This window comes from Marinimicrobium agarilyticum DSM 16975 (genome assembly GCF_000423345.1).
GTDB classification, from domain to species: domain Bacteria; phylum Pseudomonadota; class Gammaproteobacteria; order Pseudomonadales; family Cellvibrionaceae; genus Marinimicrobium; species Marinimicrobium agarilyticum.
On the sequence record NZ_AUHU01000018.1, the window covers coordinates 14,843 to 30,000 of the forward strand.

At 55.8% G+C, this 15,158-nt stretch carries 9 protein-coding genes; 7 read left to right on the forward strand and 2 right to left on the reverse strand.

Features of this window, described 5'->3' with window-relative positions; translation table 11 throughout:
* The first annotated feature begins 31 nt into the window (after window positions 1–31).
* Both pgeF and clpB read left to right on the forward strand, forming a co-directional pair.
* Complete coding sequence (gene pgeF, locus G547_RS0115480; protein ID WP_027330640.1) at window positions 32–793, forward strand: peptidoglycan editing factor PgeF; 762 nt, start codon at window positions 32–34, stop codon at window positions 791–793.
* Between the two features lie 99 nt (window positions 794–892).
* Window positions 893–3,538 carry an ATP-dependent chaperone ClpB gene (gene clpB / locus G547_RS0115485; protein ID WP_027330641.1) on the forward strand — a complete coding sequence of 882 codons (2,646 nt, stop codon included), beginning with the start codon at window positions 893–895 and terminating at the stop codon, window positions 3,536–3,538.
* A gap of 40 nt (window positions 3,539–3,578) precedes the next feature.
* Here the strand turns inward: clpB and G547_RS0115490 are convergent, their stop codons facing one another.
* Window positions 3,579–4,004: a DUF4124 domain-containing protein gene (locus G547_RS0115490; RefSeq protein ID WP_169449462.1), complete on the reverse strand. Its 426-nt coding sequence runs from the start codon at window positions 4,002–4,004 to the stop codon at window positions 3,579–3,581.
* Between the two features lie 464 nt (window positions 4,005–4,468).
* On the opposite strand from G547_RS0115490, the gene G547_RS0115495 reads away from it, so the two are divergent.
* The 4 genes from G547_RS0115495 to G547_RS0115510 all read left to right on the forward strand — a co-directional run bounded on the left by G547_RS0115495 (window position 4,469) and on the right by G547_RS0115510 (window position 12,983).
* Window positions 4,469–6,205: an acetolactate synthase 3 large subunit gene (locus G547_RS0115495; RefSeq protein ID WP_027330643.1), complete on the forward strand. Its 1,737-nt coding sequence runs from the start codon at window positions 4,469–4,471 to the stop codon at window positions 6,203–6,205.
* Window positions 6,205–6,696 carry an acetolactate synthase small subunit gene (gene ilvN, locus G547_RS0115500; RefSeq protein ID WP_027330644.1) on the forward strand — a complete coding sequence of 164 codons (492 nt, stop codon included), beginning with the start codon at window positions 6,205–6,207 and terminating at the stop codon, window positions 6,694–6,696. The genes G547_RS0115495 and ilvN overlap by 1 nt, the downstream gene beginning before the upstream one ends.
* A 436-nt stretch (window positions 6,697–7,132) precedes the next feature.
* A complete protein-coding gene (locus G547_RS0115505; protein WP_051235586.1) occupies window positions 7,133–10,258 on the forward strand; it encodes a TonB-dependent receptor in 3,126 nt (1,041 codons plus the stop codon).
* Window positions 10,259–10,337: 79 nt separating this feature from the next.
* Window positions 10,338–12,983, forward strand: a complete 2,646-nt coding sequence (locus G547_RS0115510) for a hypothetical protein (protein WP_027330646.1) — start codon at window positions 10,338–10,340, stop codon at window positions 12,981–12,983.
* A gap of 87 nt (window positions 12,984–13,070) precedes the next feature.
* On the opposite strand, the gene ilvY is transcribed toward G547_RS0115510, so the two are convergent.
* Window positions 13,071–13,934 carry an HTH-type transcriptional activator IlvY gene (ilvY, locus tag G547_RS0115515; protein WP_027330647.1) on the reverse strand — a complete coding sequence of 288 codons (864 nt, stop codon included), beginning with the start codon at window positions 13,932–13,934 and terminating at the stop codon, window positions 13,071–13,073.
* A gap of 138 nt (window positions 13,935–14,072) precedes the next feature.
* On the opposite strand from ilvY, the gene ilvC reads away from it, so the two are divergent.
* Window positions 14,073–15,089, forward strand: a complete 1,017-nt coding sequence (ilvC, locus tag G547_RS0115520; RefSeq protein ID WP_027330648.1) for a ketol-acid reductoisomerase — start codon at window positions 14,073–14,075, stop codon at window positions 15,087–15,089.
* The last annotated feature ends 69 nt before the right edge of the window (window positions 15,090–15,158 follow it).

A 15,158-nucleotide genomic window follows, 5' to 3' on the forward strand; every position in this document is an offset into this window, starting at 1 on the left:
GCGATTGATTGATGAATGACAGGACGCTTCCATGCCCAAACCAGAGTTGATTTACCCGGATTGGCCCGCCCCGGCTCGCGTCACGGTGGCCATTACTACCCGCCGGGGCGGGACCAGCGGCGCGCCCTATGATGAATGGAATCTTGCCCACCATGTCGGGGACGCTGAGACGAAGGTCCGAGAGAATCGAGCTTTACTCAAAGGCGAGCTTGATTTGCCGCTCGAGCCCCAATGGCTCGAGCAGATTCACGGCACTTCGGTGGTCGAGGCAAAAGACGATGGTTGGGTTCGAACCGCCGACGGCGCTTTTACCGACTTGCCGGGCCTTGCCTGTGCGGTGCTGACGGCGGATTGCCTGCCGGTATTGCTGTGCAACCGGGCGGGTACCCGTGTGGCGGCGCTGCACGCGGGTTGGCGGGGGTTGGCGGGCGGCATTTTAGCGGCGGGAGTGGCGCGTTTTCACGAACCGTCAGCGGAACTGATGGCCTACCTTGGGCCGGCACTGTCCCAGCCCCGTTTTGAAGTGGGCGTGGAAGTGCTGGAGGCCTTCTTCGAGGCGGCCCGCAACGAAGCCCACGCGGAAGCCATCGCAGCGGCTTTCCTGCCCGGCCATCGCCCGTTACATTTTCAGGCGGATTTATACGCCCTGGCTCGGGCTGAGCTCTCGGCGCTCGGGGTCTCCCAGATCTATGGCGGCGAATTCTGCACCGGCTCCCAGGAGGATCTTTTTTACTCCTATCGTCGGGATGGCCAAACCGGCCGCATGGCCAGCTTGATCTGGATCAACGCCTGACTCAAAGGCTGTTTGCCTCCCTTGCTTTTTGCCTCGGTGCCCCCAATCTCTACACCATTAGTGTTAATAGCCAATGGTACTGATTGAGGCACCACACCCATGCGAATTGATCGACTGACCAACCAACTGCAAACGGCGCTTTCGGACGCCCAATCCCTGGCGGTCGGACGCGACCATAGCCAACTTGAATCCTACCACCTCTTACAGGCACTGCTGGACCAGCAGGGCGGCACGGTGCGTTCACTTCTCGCTCAGTCCGGTTTCAATATGACCGGCCTGCGCAACGAGCTGGCCAAGCAGCTTGAGAACCTGGCGAAAGTGCAGAGCCCCACCGGGGAGGTGGGGATGTCCCAAGAACTGGGACGTTTGCTCAATCTGGCGGACCGCCGGGCCCAAAAGGCGGGCGATAAGTTCGTCTCCAGTGAGTCCGTGCTGTTGGCGGCCATGCTGGATGGGGACAGCGCGCTCGGCAAGCTGCTCAAGCAGTTCGGCGACGCTAAGAGCCTGGAACAGACCGTGGAAAAAGTGCGCGGCGGGGAGACCGTTGATAACGCCGACGCGGAAGGCAATCGCCAGGCGCTGGAAAAATACACCCTTGATCTGACCGCCCGTGCGGAAGCCGGCAAGCTGGATCCGGTGATCGGTCGGGATGATGAAATCCGCCGGACCATTCAGGTACTTCAGCGGCGCACGAAAAACAATCCTGTCCTCATCGGTGAACCCGGCGTCGGTAAAACGGCCATTGTCGAAGGCCTGGCCCAGCGGATTGTGAATGGCGAGGTGCCCGAGGGGCTCAAGAACAAGCGGCTGCTTTCGCTCGATCTGGGCAGCCTGCTCGCCGGCGCCAAATTCCGTGGTGACTTTGAAGAACGCTTGAAATCAGTGTTGAAAGAGCTGTCCAAAGAAGAAGGCCAGGTCATCCTGTTTATTGACGAGTTGCACACCATGGTTGGTGCCGGTAAAGCCGAAGGTTCCATGGATGCGGGCAATATGCTCAAACCCGCTCTGGCGCGGGGGGAGCTGCATTGCGTCGGTGCCACCACCCTGGATGAATACCGCCAGAACATTGAAAAAGACGCAGCACTGGAGCGACGCTTTCAGAAAGTGTTGGTGGATGAGCCCACTGAAGCTGACACCATCGCTATTCTCCGAGGGTTGAAAGAGCGTTACGAAGTGCACCACGGGGTCGATATTACCGACTCGGCCATCATTGCCGCGGCCAAACTGTCGCAACGGTATATCACCGACCGCCAGTTGCCCGACAAAGCCATCGACCTGATCGACGAAGCCGCCAGTCGCATTCGTATGGAAATCGACTCCAAACCGGAAGAGATGGACCGCTTGGAGCGTCGATTGATTCAATTGAAAATCGAACGCGAAGCGGTGAAAAAGGACGAGGACGAAGCCAGCAAAAAACACCTGGAAAAGATCGAAGCGGATATCGACCGGCTCGAGCGTGAATACGTCGACCTTGACGAAGTCTGGCGCGCCGAGAAAGCGGCGCTTCAGGGCTCTCAGGAGATCAAAAGCAACCTCGAGCAGGCCCGGCTCGATATGGAAGCGGCGCGCCGCGCCGGTGACCTTGGGCGCATGTCTGAGCTGCAATATGGGGTAATCCCGGAACTCGAGAAGCAGCTGGATATGGCCAGCCAGGTTGAAATGATGGAGATGAAGCTCCTGCGCAACCGGGTGACCGAGGAAGAAATCGCCGAAGTGGTCTCCAAGTGGACCGGTATTCCCGTGGCGAAGATGCTGGAAGGCGAGCGCGATAAGCTCCTGCGGATGGAAGAGGCGCTGCACAAGCGGGTCATCGGCCAGCACGAGGCGGTCGTGGCCGTGTCCAACGCCGTGCGCCGTTCCCGTGCGGGCCTGTCCGATCCTCACCGGCCCAATGGTTCCTTCTTGTTCTTGGGCCCAACCGGGGTGGGTAAAACTGAACTGTGTAAGTCTTTGGCGGAATTTCTGTTCGACAGTCAGGAGGCGATGGTCCGGATTGATATGTCCGAATTCATGGAAAAGCATTCCGTGGCCCGCCTGATCGGCGCGCCGCCCGGCTACGTGGGTTACGAAGAGGGCGGTTACCTGACCGAAGCCGTGCGCCGCCGGCCCTACTCGGTGCTGCTGCTGGATGAGGTGGAAAAGGCGCACCCGGACGTGTTTAACATTCTGTTGCAGGTGCTTGAGGACGGTCGTCTGACCGATGGTCAGGGGCGCACCGTGGATTTCCGCAATACCGTGATCGTGATGACCTCCAACCTGGGCTCCGATCGCATTCAGGACCTGGCTGAAGACCGGTCCTTCGACACGGTCAGCTTCGACGGGGAGAAAACCGGGGATTCCCTTGCCAACGAAAACCGCTACCAGGCCATGAAATCGGCGGTGATGGAGGTGGTGACCGGTCACTTTCGCCCCGAGTTCATCAATCGGGTGGATGAAGTCGTGGTCTTTCACCCACTAGGGCGGGAGCAGATTCGCGGCATTGCCGACATTCAGCTCGACCAATTGCGCAAGCGCCTGGCAGAGCGGGACCTGACGTTGAGCCTGGATGACGAAGTGATGGACAAACTCTCAGAGGCCGGCTTTGATCCCGTCTATGGCGCTCGGCCCCTGAAGCGGGCCATACAGCAAGAGGTGGAAAACCACTTGGCGCAGGCGATTCTGGAAGGGCGATTTGTGCCGGGGGACAATATCCACGTCGTCGTGAAAGGGGATCGGTTGGCGTTTGAGAAACGGGCGCTGCATTAACCGGCTCGGCTAAACCTGTCGGTACGGAGGGGCCTGCCGTTCAGCAGGCGTCTTCGACAATCTGGCGGGCACGTTCAGCGCGCTCGGTTTTTTCTTGCTCGCTGAGGTAACGGCGACTGCCGTCCTCGGCCTCTTCCGCGATTCGTCCGCCTTGCTCCAGCGTCTGCAGGTTTTCCCTGGCCCTCTGACAGGCGTCGTCCAGTTCGGCTTGGGTCGGCCCCTGATTCTGGTCGGAGGGCCTCTCTTCACTGGACTCTTTGCGGTCGGGGTACTGTTGGGAGTAATCCACCGGTTCGCTGTGCCCGGTTTGCGTGCGCAGCTGATCGGCTTGGCGGTTCTTGGGCGGATGGGCGGTAAAGTGAGTGACGCCCTCATCATCCACCCACCGGTACACGTCCTCCGCCAGAGCTGGCAATGTGACGAGCCCGCCCAGCAGGGCCGCGACGAGTGGCAACCTGGTTCTCATGGGGTTCCCCTTCATGGTTGAAAACGATTAGGAGCACTATAGCCTTCTCCCGGCCAGGGAGGAAGCGTTGCTCGGGCCATTCGTGCCCCTTGTGAGGAGAAATGTGACCCGGTCGGCCAAGTGCCTGAATCCTCTTGACTTTTGTGGTTATCTTGCGAACAATACGAAGTTCGCAAGATGGGTCGTAGAGTGAGCCGACAACCTCGGAGCCAGTCTCTACAGCGGAAGGCCGACCCGGCCTCCGAACCATCCGCAACCGCGAAGGCGCGTTAACCTACGCCGCCTGCCCGAAGCCCACCCGCAATGGCTACCCGCGCGGGAGGACGGGGAATCCCCAGACTCAGTCAACACTGACGATGCACTCCTCCTGCTCCGAAAGAGCCGGCGAGGCGTGGCTTCGTGATTAGTGGTTGCGTGCGATAGTGAAGCTACTATATCCATTGTCAATTCAGAGAGGTTACCCAGTGGAAATGCTATCAGGCGGAGATATGCTGATCCGGGCCTTGAGAGACGAGGGCGTCAAGCACGTTTTCGGCTATCCGGGCGGCGCGGCTTTGCATATCTACGATGCCATATTCCGGCAAAAAGACGTCAAGCACATTCTGGTGCGCCACGAACAGGCCGCCACCCACGCCGCCGACGGCTATGCCCGTGCGACCGGTCAGGTGGGAACTGTGCTGGTAACGTCCGGCCCCGGTGCGACCAATGCCATTACCGGCATTGCCACCGCCTATATGGACTCGATTCCGATGGTAGTGATTTCCGGCCAGGTGGTCTCTGAGCGTATCGGTGAAGACGCCTTTCAGGAAACGGACATGGTGGGTGTCTCCCGCCCGATCGTAAAGCACAGCTTTATGGTCAAAAACGCCGCCGAGATTCCGGAAATCGTCAAGAAGGCCTATTACATCGCGTCTACCGGTCGTCCCGGTCCGGTCGTTATCGATATTCCGAAAGACATTACCGCGCCCGGCGAGACGTTTCCGTACGAATACCCGGATAAGGTCAAAATCCGTTCCTACAACCCGGCGACTCGCGGCCACACCGGCCAGATCCGCAAGGCGGTCCAGCTATTGCTCGAATCCAAGCGCCCCGTCATCTATGCCGGCGGTGGTGTGATTCAGGGCAACGGCTCCGACTTGCTGACCGATCTGGCTCGACGGCTGAACTTCCCAGTGACCAACACCCTGATGGGCTTGGGCTGCTACCCCGGCTCCGATCGCCAGTTCCTCGGCATGCTGGGGATGCACGGCACCTTCGAAGCCAATACCGCCATGCATCACAGTGATGTCATCCTGGCTGTCGGTGTGCGCTTTGACGATCGAGTGACCAACACTGTCGGCAAGTTCTGCCCCAATGCCAAAATCATCCATATTGATGTGGATCCAGCCTCCATTTCCAAAACCGTGGCGGCAGACGTGCCGATTGTCGGCTCCGTCGAGAGTGTTTTGACGGAAATGCACGCGATGGTTAAAGAGAGCAAAGAGCAGCCGGACGCAGAGGCCATTAAGGCCTGGTGGAAGCAGATTGACGAGTGGCGCCAGCGCCACGGGCTCTACACCGCGCCTCGCTACAATACCGAGGGTGAGTCCATTATGCCGCAGGATGTGATCCGCACTTTGCATGAGGTCACCAAGGGCGAGGCTTACGTCACCTCTGATGTCGGCCAGCATCAGATGTTTGCCGCTCAGTACTACCTGTTCGACAAGCCGCGGCGTTGGATCAACTCCGGCGGCTTGGGCACCATGGGCTTCGGGCTGCCTTCCGCCATGGGGGTGCAGATGGCCCACCGCGATGCCGTTGTGGCCTGCGTGACTGGCGAGGGCAGTATCCAGATGTGCATCCAGGAGCTGGCGACCTGCACCCAGTACCACCTGCCGGTCAAGATCATCTGCCTGAATAACCACGCCCTGGGCATGGTCAAGCAGTGGCAGGATATGCAGTACGAAGGTCGCTATTCCGAGAGCCTTTACGAGGAAACACTGCCGGACTTTGTCAAACTGATGGAATCCTACGGTCACGTCGGCATGAAAGTGACGCGCAAAGACGAACTCAAAGCCAAAATGGAAGAGTGCTTCGCCATGAAAGACCGGGTGGTGTTTATGGACATCCAGGTTGATCAAAGTGAACACGTATACCCGATGCACGTCGCGCCCAACGGGTCCATGCGCGATATGTGGCTGAGCAAGACGGAGCGCACCTGATGAAACGTATTATTTCTGTACTGATCGAAAACGCTCCGGGCGCCCTGTCCCGGGTCGTGGGGCTGTTTTCCCAGCGGGGTTACAACATCGAAACACTGACCGTGGCGCCGACCGAGGATGAAACCCTGTCCCGGATAACGCTGACCACTGTCGGCGATGACCACAAAATCGAGCAGATCACCAAGCATCTGAATAAATTGATTGATGTGGTCAAGCTGGTGGACTTGACCGAGGGCGCGCACATTGAGCGCGAACTGATGCTGATCAAGGTCAAGGCTTCCGGCGCCCAGCGGGCCGAAGTGAAGCGCTGCGTGGATATCTTTCGCGGCCAGATTGTCGATGTGACCGCCTCGCTGTATGTGATTCAGATCACCGGCACCAGCGACAAGCTGGACGCCTTTCTTCAGGCGGTGGGCGAAGCCTCCATACTGGAGGTGGTCCGCTCGGGGGTCTCCGGTATCTCCAGAGGGGAAAAAGTACTCAGTCTGTAGAGCCCCTCCTTTTCGCGCCAAGCCACGGATGGCGGCGTTCTCCCTGAAAAAGTCTCCCAAGGTTATAGATTTTAAGAATAAAAACAATTTCACTTATGCTTAGAAAGTGACTCCAAAGGTGAAATATCTGCCACTTTCCGGTTGCCTTATCCGTCGGCTTACGCTACGATTTCTGTAATCGGTTACAGAGCCGGTGTGGCTTATCCCCTTTGTTCGAGGGTTATTTTGCCTCCGGTTTGGAACCGGTTACAAGAAGGTCCGCCCTTATTTATCTGGGGTGGTGAACAATAAAAACGGAACATTCAAAGCGATACACACCAAACCAACGTGACTCGGCCCGCCATCGGCTGAACTCAGTTAGAACAATAGAAAACGGCTGTTCGACATCCGAATTCAACAATAACGTCCATAAAAAGGCAGCATGAGGAAACTCCGTATGATCTATCGCGCAGGGTTTAGTCCCACCAAAACCGCTTTGGCTTTGGCGATTGGGTGTGCTTTGGGGAGCACATCGGTTATCGCCCAGGATCAGGCCACTACCGAGACAGAAGCAGACCTCCTGGAAGAAATTATTGTAAAGGGGGTCAGACAATCGCAGGCGAAGGCGATTGATATCAAGCGAGACTCCGACCGAATCGTCGATTCTATTGTGGCGGAAGATATCGGCCGCATGCCGGATACGACTATTACGGACTCGCTTCAGCGGGTGACCGGGGTGCAGATTACTCGGGAGGCCAACGAGGGAACGTCCCTCAACATCCGTGGTATGCCCCAGGTGCTGACCACCCTCAACGGTGAGCAGTTCCTTAGTCCTTGGAGCATCACAAGCGTCGGGGCCAACTATTCCGATATCCCGGCCAGCATGATAGGGGGGGTTGATGTCTACAAGTCCCAGTCTGCTCAGATGGTGGCCGGTGGTATTTCTGGGGTGGTAGATCTTAAAACGCTGGCACCTCTCAGTATGGAGGATGGAATAACCAGCAACGTGCGTTACGAAGCCTCCCAGGGGGATCGTTCCAAAGATGAGACGAATGCGGACGGCAGTACCAGCACGCGGGATCCGGACTACAATGCCAGCGTATTCTTTGGCTATAACCACGACGATGTGTTTGCCTTCAATCTTTCGGGGTTCAGTTCGGAGACTTACAACGCCAACTACTCTATGTATGAGAACCCCCAGTTTGGTTTCCTTGATCAGCAAAATGGTACGCCCACCGACCCGCTCGACTTTGATGGGGACGGAGACTTGGTCAATGACTGGTATCTTGTTCCGCAGAATTACGGGGTAAGCAGTAGCTTCGTTACCCGCGAGCGTGAGGGTGGATCATTTAGTGCTGAGTGGAATATCAATGATAATTTCACCGTCAGAGGGGATGCCTTCTACACGCGGATGGACCAGTATAATCGTGGGGTTCAGGTCCAGTTCAATGGCAAAGATGCTGTGTCATCTTTTCAAGAGAACGGAAAGCCTGGCACAGAGCCCGGCCTTTTTAACACCTTGCAAGAGGGGTCCATATTTTCCAGGGGAGGTGACTTTACTTTCTTTGATGCGGATGGTGTGGAGCAAACGAGAACGTTGCACAGTCTTAGGGTAGCGGAAGTCTCGGCGCCGGACTTCCAAACCAGATCGTCGAATCAAATTAACAAAACCGCAGCCTTGAACACCAATCTTCAATTGGACTACACCAACAACGATAACCTTGACGTTTCCGTTCGGTTTGTACATGCCGAGGCTGAAAGACGGTACAGAGACGCCGTTCTACAACAGGGTAGCCCTGCCTGGCTATGGGTGGATGTGGACGATATCCCCGGAAAAGATCCAGTCAAACCTTACGACTTGACAGTAGACTACCGAGGAGAATTCCCTTCATTTTCTTTTGATCGCGATGTATCAGATGCAAATCTCCTGGAGATGTATCAAGCGATTGCCACCGGAAGCAATACCGACGCCTCTCTCAACGTAGGGCGTGTGGACGTTAACTTTCAGACGGACACCGGCATCCTGAGGTCCGTGGATTTCGGTGTTCGCTACGGGGTGCGCGATGCGGACTACACAGATTTTGCTTATGTCACGCCTACCCAGCGTTACGCCAATGATCAACGAATTCCCATTGAAAAACGCAACCAGCTTTATTCGGGAAACCGGATCTGGCAGCAGTACCCTGACTGGCGGAGGTTTAACTATGAGGACGAAGAGCAGGCGTTGATTGACGCGGGCCTGTATAACAACGGGTTCTCGGCGGGCAATACGGTTGTTTTCAACGACTTTGGTCCCTTCTCAGGGTTTGAGAATGGCGTTTCGGCACTTGACCCTCAGGCCTGGGACAACCCGCTGGACTTCATGAATCGGTTATACCCGGGAACCAGAACAGTGGAAGATCCGGCGTATGCCTACAATGTGGAAGAAGCATCGACCGAAGCTTATGTTCAATTCAACTTTGAATCTGACGAAGGGCTGTGGGGGATTCCCTATAGCGGTAACGTAGGCCTGAAGGCGCTGCAAACAGACCGCACCGTTATTCGAAATTCGGTGCCCGAGGTGTTGGACGTTTTCAACTCTATTGGCGCTCTGGACCATCAGCGTCTGGCGTTCGTCTACGACCCCGTAACCATGGAGCGTTCCTTCACCCAGTACCTTCCTTCTCTGAACATGAATCTGTTCCCCACGGATGACACGGTTGTTCGTTTTGCGGCGGCACGGACCACGTCCAGGAATGATCTCCAGAATGTCGGGTCCGGCTTGAGTCTGTGGTACACCGACTGCGAGAAAACCGACGAGAATGGCGAACGTGTACTGTATCTGAACAGTGAGGGGGAAATGGTTGGTGATGTTGTTTCTTGTGTCGGAGGCGGTACGGATAACGGCAATATCGATATCGACCCCTGGGAGGCCGACGTCTACAACACCTCCGCCGAGTGGTATTTCGATGAAAATGCCATTCTGGGGGTCGGCTTGTTTTTCATTGATGTCGGTACGTCGGTGGAGAGCTATCAGGAGCGTCGGAGTTTTGTGGACGGTGATGGCGTTGATCGCGGCAATACGGCGAACGTCTGGGTTTCCGACAACGCCGAAGCATCCTCACTCTATGGCTTAGAGTTCGGCTACAAACAACCGTTCACCTTCCTGCCGGGTGACTTCCTAAGCTCCACCGGTATGGAGTTTAACTATACCTATTCGCAGAGCGATTCAGAGGATGAGGATTTGGAGGGCAATACCTTGCCGCTCCCTTCAAACTCTGAGCACCAAAGCAACTTGATTCTCTGGTATGACAAAGATGGCCTGAATGTTCGAGCGGCGTATAACTGGCGCAGCGAAGAATATACCGGGCGCGCGGGACTCAGTACCAGCGGCGAGCCGGTCAATCTGGCCAATTGGGCGGAGCCCATTGGCTACTTGGATATGTCGGTCAACTACTGGATCAATGAGCACTTTAGTGTTTATCTCAACGGCACCAACCTTACCGAGGAAAGCAGAAGGGTCTACGCCCAGTATGAACATCAGCTCCAGAACATATGGGTTCAGGAGCGTCGCTATACGCTGGGCGTTACGGTCAGCTTCTAATGCCAACGTTAAGCGTTCCAAAAGTGCTGAATGAGCCTGTTGAAAAATACTTGAGAATAATGAATTTGGAGCTAGGTCTATGAACACTAAAATTTTACCTTGGGCCATTATGACCGCTGCCTTGATGACCGGTGGCTGTGGTGGTGGCGACAGTCTTCTGGGTACAGACAAAGATATTGATCCACTTCGTCCTGAAGCCGGGAGTATCGATCCGACGGATCGCCCTCGGCCTCCGGAGAGTGAGCCCACGATGACCACTACAGAACACTTTGTTCTGGATGTTACGGGTGAAAGGGCATTGTTGCGTGGTGCTACGTTGGATTATCAAAGCGCCCCGGGAGAGATGCTTGAGGCCGTTGATCCCATGGCCGCTGGCGGCGCCAACGCCGTCAGATTGATGGTTAATCCGCAAACAACGGCGACGCAGTTGGAGGCGGCGCTGGGTCGAATCGCAGAGAACAATATGGTTGCGGTTATTACGCTAACCGACGACGGAAGTCAGGTTAAGTGCGTGGAAACCCCCGATTTTCTGCTGAACGCTGTTGATGATCTGTGGTTGGGTGAATGGCTGGAAGTCATTGTTCAGGATCGCTTTCAGGGTCGAATAATAATCAATATCGCCGATGGCTGGGGGCCTGTGGGGATCTTTAACTCGGGGAGCTTGGGGTATGCGGAGTATGTTGATACCTATAAAGCTTTGATTCGAAAATTTCGTAACGCGGGCTTCAAGGTTCCTTTGATGATTGATGCGCCGAGTTGCGGCCAGGACTACAAGGCCTTTCTGGCGGGACGTGGTCGCGAACTGATGGCAGCTGATGATGAAGCGAACCTTATATTCGCCGCAAATGGTGAAGGCTTCCATTGGGACAGTGCGGACAAGGTCATCTCGGCGAATAACTTGTTGGCGGGTGAGGATGTCCCGTTCGTTATGAACGCCTTTGCCGGATCTGGTGTGGGTGATTTTCCAGTGGATGAAAGCGTCTTTATGGCGCAGGCTCGCGGTGACTCGGCTATTTCTGTGAACACGCCCTGGTCCAGCGCTGAAGACGGTGTGGGCTATGTGAACGCGTTTGGCGAAACCCTCGACGTGACCGGTGGCGCGGCGTCACTGGATGTGTTTATGGATCGTCGCTATCTGGAGTTTATGCGGGTTTCTCCCGGCAGTTCCAATTACGCGCCTAATGGTACCACTGGTATCGCTATGTACCTGGTGGATGCCGATGGCAACCGTCTGCGCTTGGGTATGTCATTGGCTCGGGAACTGCGGGAAAACACCTGGAACAAACTGCGCTTCGATGTGCCAGAAGAAATTGATTCGGCCGACCTGATGGGGGGCGCCACGGAGTTTGATCAAGAAGCTGTGACTCACGTAGGTGTTGAAATTTTGGCCAATGGGAAATCTGACGAAGCCGAAGGCGAAATAAAGTTCGACAACATGAATATTTTTCCGGGCGTACCGCCCATGTTCACTTCGGAGTTCAATACTGACGGCAACACCGAGCAGTGGATGGTTGATGGCGCCGACTCTTGGGTAGCTGATGGTAGCTTGCAGGCGTTGCCGACGGCAGGGCAGGTGAACTATCAAATGGCCGCTTGGAACGGCGATGCGATCGGAACGATTGATTTCAGTAAAACCTTGAATGTCACAGTGAGGATGTTTCTACCGGAAGAGTATGCCGGTGATCTACCCAGTATGTGGATGAACGCATTCGGCCAGTTTGGTGAAGGTTGGTCCTGGAACTCAATATCGGTGAGCCCCTCCCAGTTGGTGCCGGGAGAGTGGACTGAGCTGAAGTACACAATAAATTTCAATGAAACGGTGGAACCTGCGTCGGATATTCACATTGCTCAGGCATTTGGTCTTCAGGTCGGGGGTATAAGCACGCCCAAAACCGCCCCGATTTTGATTGACTCCTTTGTGGTTGAAGACCCGTCGGCTCGCCCCACTAAGATTGTCACAGATACTCAGTATAAGGCGACCTTCAGCAACGGTTTGGAGGGCTTCCAAAACGCTGGATGGGACGATGGGCAAGTCGAACTTTCTAACGTAGAGGGTGAAATGGTCGCCAGCGTTCCCGCCGGTGATACTGGTGCAGTGAATAAATCTGACGTGAACTCGGTGCAGGCGATTAACTTTGGAGGGAATTTGACGGTAAAAGCCCGTGTGTTCTTGCCGGAAGCATTCGCTGGAACCGATTTCTGGATGCAGTTCTTCTTCCAAAGTGGTAGCTGGCAGCACTTCGCTTTTGGTTCGGTCGACATGGAAGCGATCAACTACGGTGAGTGGAGCGATATCGAGTTTGAAATCACCGATGAGGACTACCCGGCGGATTTCGCTCGCACATTGTCTCCCCAGATGTTTGGCTTCCAGTACGGGGATACCGTGGCCGGTGAGTTCAAGGTAGATGATGTTGAGATTATCGGCGATAGTGTCGTGGATGACCTGCAACCTATTTACGAGCAAGGCTTTGAATCCGCAGGTGCGGTGGATGAGCTGGAGGTGGATTTTACCTCGGGTGCGCTGGACGCTGGTTCCATGCTGACGGCCAAAACCCTGGGTTGGCACGTTGTGCCCTTCGGCTGGACTGCGAGCACCTGGTTCAGTTCGAACGAGCTGAGTCTGTCAGAGCAGGCGGACGAAGCCGTGTTAACCGAACGTGGGGAACGAGTTGTAAACGGTGCCAATGGTATCCTGGAGACCTCAGAGCCTGTGATGTTCGAATAGATTCTGGGCTTACTGGATAAGCTTGATAAAGCCCCGGCGAGAGTCGGGGCTTTTTTTAGGGGGGCTGGTAGGGCTTGTTGCTAGACCCTAGAGGATCTCAGCCCAAAGCGCTGAAACAATCGGGCTTTTCAGTCGTCGTCGCAACACGCAAATCCCTGTCTCAAACGGCCCAAGATCCGGCTGTTCCGCCAGTGGCCTGACACGGCCTTTAAGAGGGCTGTTTTTCAGGACAATCTCCGGCACCAGTCCCAGCCCAAAGCCCAAGCTCACCATGCTCACGATAGCTTCGTTGCCCTTCACTTCAGCGTAAATGTCTGGCGTCACTTGTTGTTTTCGGCACCAAGTGTCGAATCGCTCTCTCGCCAAACCTTCTTCTGGAATGATGACGGGACATTTGTGCCAAGGGTGTGCGGCCTTTGGTAGCGGGTGATCGTCAGTGGGGCCTATGAGTAACAGGGGAGATTGAGCAATGGATTTGAATTCCAGGTTGCCGGGAATCCGGTCGGGCCGGGCGGCGATGGCGATATCTTCCTGTCCGGCGATGATTCGTTCAATCGCCTGGGCTGGGTCTCCAGTATGAAGCTTGATGGCAATGCCCGGGTAGCGCCCGCGAAACTGAGTCAGCAATTCGTGTAAGAAGCTATAACTGGCGGTGACCGAGCAATAGATGCTGAGCTGGCCCTTCAGTTCGGCGGCGTTGCTGTTCAGCGTTTCCTGGAAGGTCTCCCATCGCTGGAGGCTTTCGCGGGCAAACTGCAGGAAACGTTCGCCTTCAGGGGTGAGGACGACAGAGCGGTTGTCACGCAGCATCAATGTGGTCTGCAGGTCTTCTTCCAGCTGTTTCAGGTTCCGGCTGATAGTGGATGGGCTTACATGGCATTGGTTTGCCGCACGTCCGAAGTGCCGTGTGGCGGCCAAAGCCGTGTAGAGGCGCAGCTTTTGTGGGTCCATGCGGTTGCTCCAAAATGAAGGTTGCGTAAATTGCAACAATAAGTTGCGAATATATCATTTTACGTTACATCGGTTTTTCCTTAAACTGCGGCACTTTCCATTTCCCCATACTCAATGAGCTCAATCAGGAGATCCGATATGCACGTTTATTACGATAAAGACTGCGACCTTTCCATCATCAAGGGCAAGAAAGTTGCCATTCTGGGCTACGGTTCCCAGGGGCACGCCCACGCCAACAACCTGAAAGACTCTGGCGTGGATGTCGTTGTAGGGCTGCGCGAAGGCTCCAGCTCCGTCGCCAAGGCGGAAGGCGCCGGTTTGAAAGTGGCCAGCGTGGCTGATGCGGTCAAAAGCGCTGATGTGGTTATGGTGCTGACCCCGGACGAGTTCCAGTCTGCCCTCTATAAGGACACCATCGAGCCGAATCTGAAGCAGGGCGCTACCCTGGCGTTCGCTCACGGTTTTGCCATCCACTACAATCAGGTTGTGCCTCGCAAGGATCTGGATGTGATCATGATCGCCCCCAAGGCGCCGGGCCACACCGTACGCACCGAGTTTGTGAAGGGCGGCGGTATCCCCGACCTGATTGCCTTGTTCCAGGACGCGTCCGGTAAAGCCAAAGATGTTGCCCTGTCCTACGCGTCTGCCATTGGTGGGGGCCGCACCGGTATTATCGAGACCACCTTCAAAGACGAGACGGAAACCGACTTGTTTGGTGAGCAGGCGGTTCTGTGTGGCGGTACCGTCGAGTTGGTCAAGGCGGCTTTTGAAACCCTGACTGAGGCGGGTTATGCGCCGGAGATGGCTTACTTTGAGTGTCTGCACGAACTCAAGTTGATCGTCGACCTGATGTACGAGGGGGGTATCGCCGACATGAACTACTCCATCTCCAACAATGCCGAGTATGGGGAATACGTGACCGGTCCGCAGGTCATCAACGACCAGTCCCGTGAAGCCATGCGTCAGGCGTTGAAGAACATTCAAACGGGCGAGTACGCCAAGCGCTTTATCAGTGAAGGCGATCTGAACTACCCTGAAATGACCGCCCGTCGTCGCCTGAACGCGGAGCATCCGATTGAACAGGTGGGCGAGCGCTTGCGCGCCATGATGCCCTGGATTGGCTCTAACAAGATCATTGACAAGACCAAGAACTAAGGTCGTATTGACCTGGCGCCCAGGGAAGGGCGCTCCCTCCTGTTGCAGAACCCCTCCCCCAAACACTGT

Bases quoted from the DNA above. Each gene is read 5' to 3' on its own strand.
- pgeF (WP_027330640.1), top strand. From the start codon at position 32: ATGCCCAAACCAGAGTTGATTTACCCGGATTGGCCCGCCCCGGCTCGC.
- clpB (WP_027330641.1), top strand. From the start codon at position 893: ATGCGAATTGATCGACTGACCAACCAACTGCAAACGGCGCTTTCGGAC.
- G547_RS0115490 (WP_169449462.1), bottom strand. From the start codon at position 4,004: ATGAGAACCAGGTTGCCACTCGTCGCGGCCCTGCTGGGCGGGCTCGTC.
- ilvN (WP_027330644.1), top strand. From the start codon at position 6,205: ATGAAACGTATTATTTCTGTACTGATCGAAAACGCTCCGGGCGCCCTG.
- G547_RS0115505 (WP_051235586.1), top strand. From the start codon at position 7,133: ATGATCTATCGCGCAGGGTTTAGTCCCACCAAAACCGCTTTGGCTTTG.
- G547_RS0115510 (WP_027330646.1), top strand. From the start codon at position 10,338: ATGAACACTAAAATTTTACCTTGGGCCATTATGACCGCTGCCTTGATG.
- ilvY (WP_027330647.1), bottom strand. From the start codon at position 13,934: ATGGACCCACAAAAGCTGCGCCTCTACACGGCTTTGGCCGCCACACGG.
- ilvC (WP_027330648.1), top strand. From the start codon at position 14,073: ATGCACGTTTATTACGATAAAGACTGCGACCTTTCCATCATCAAGGGC.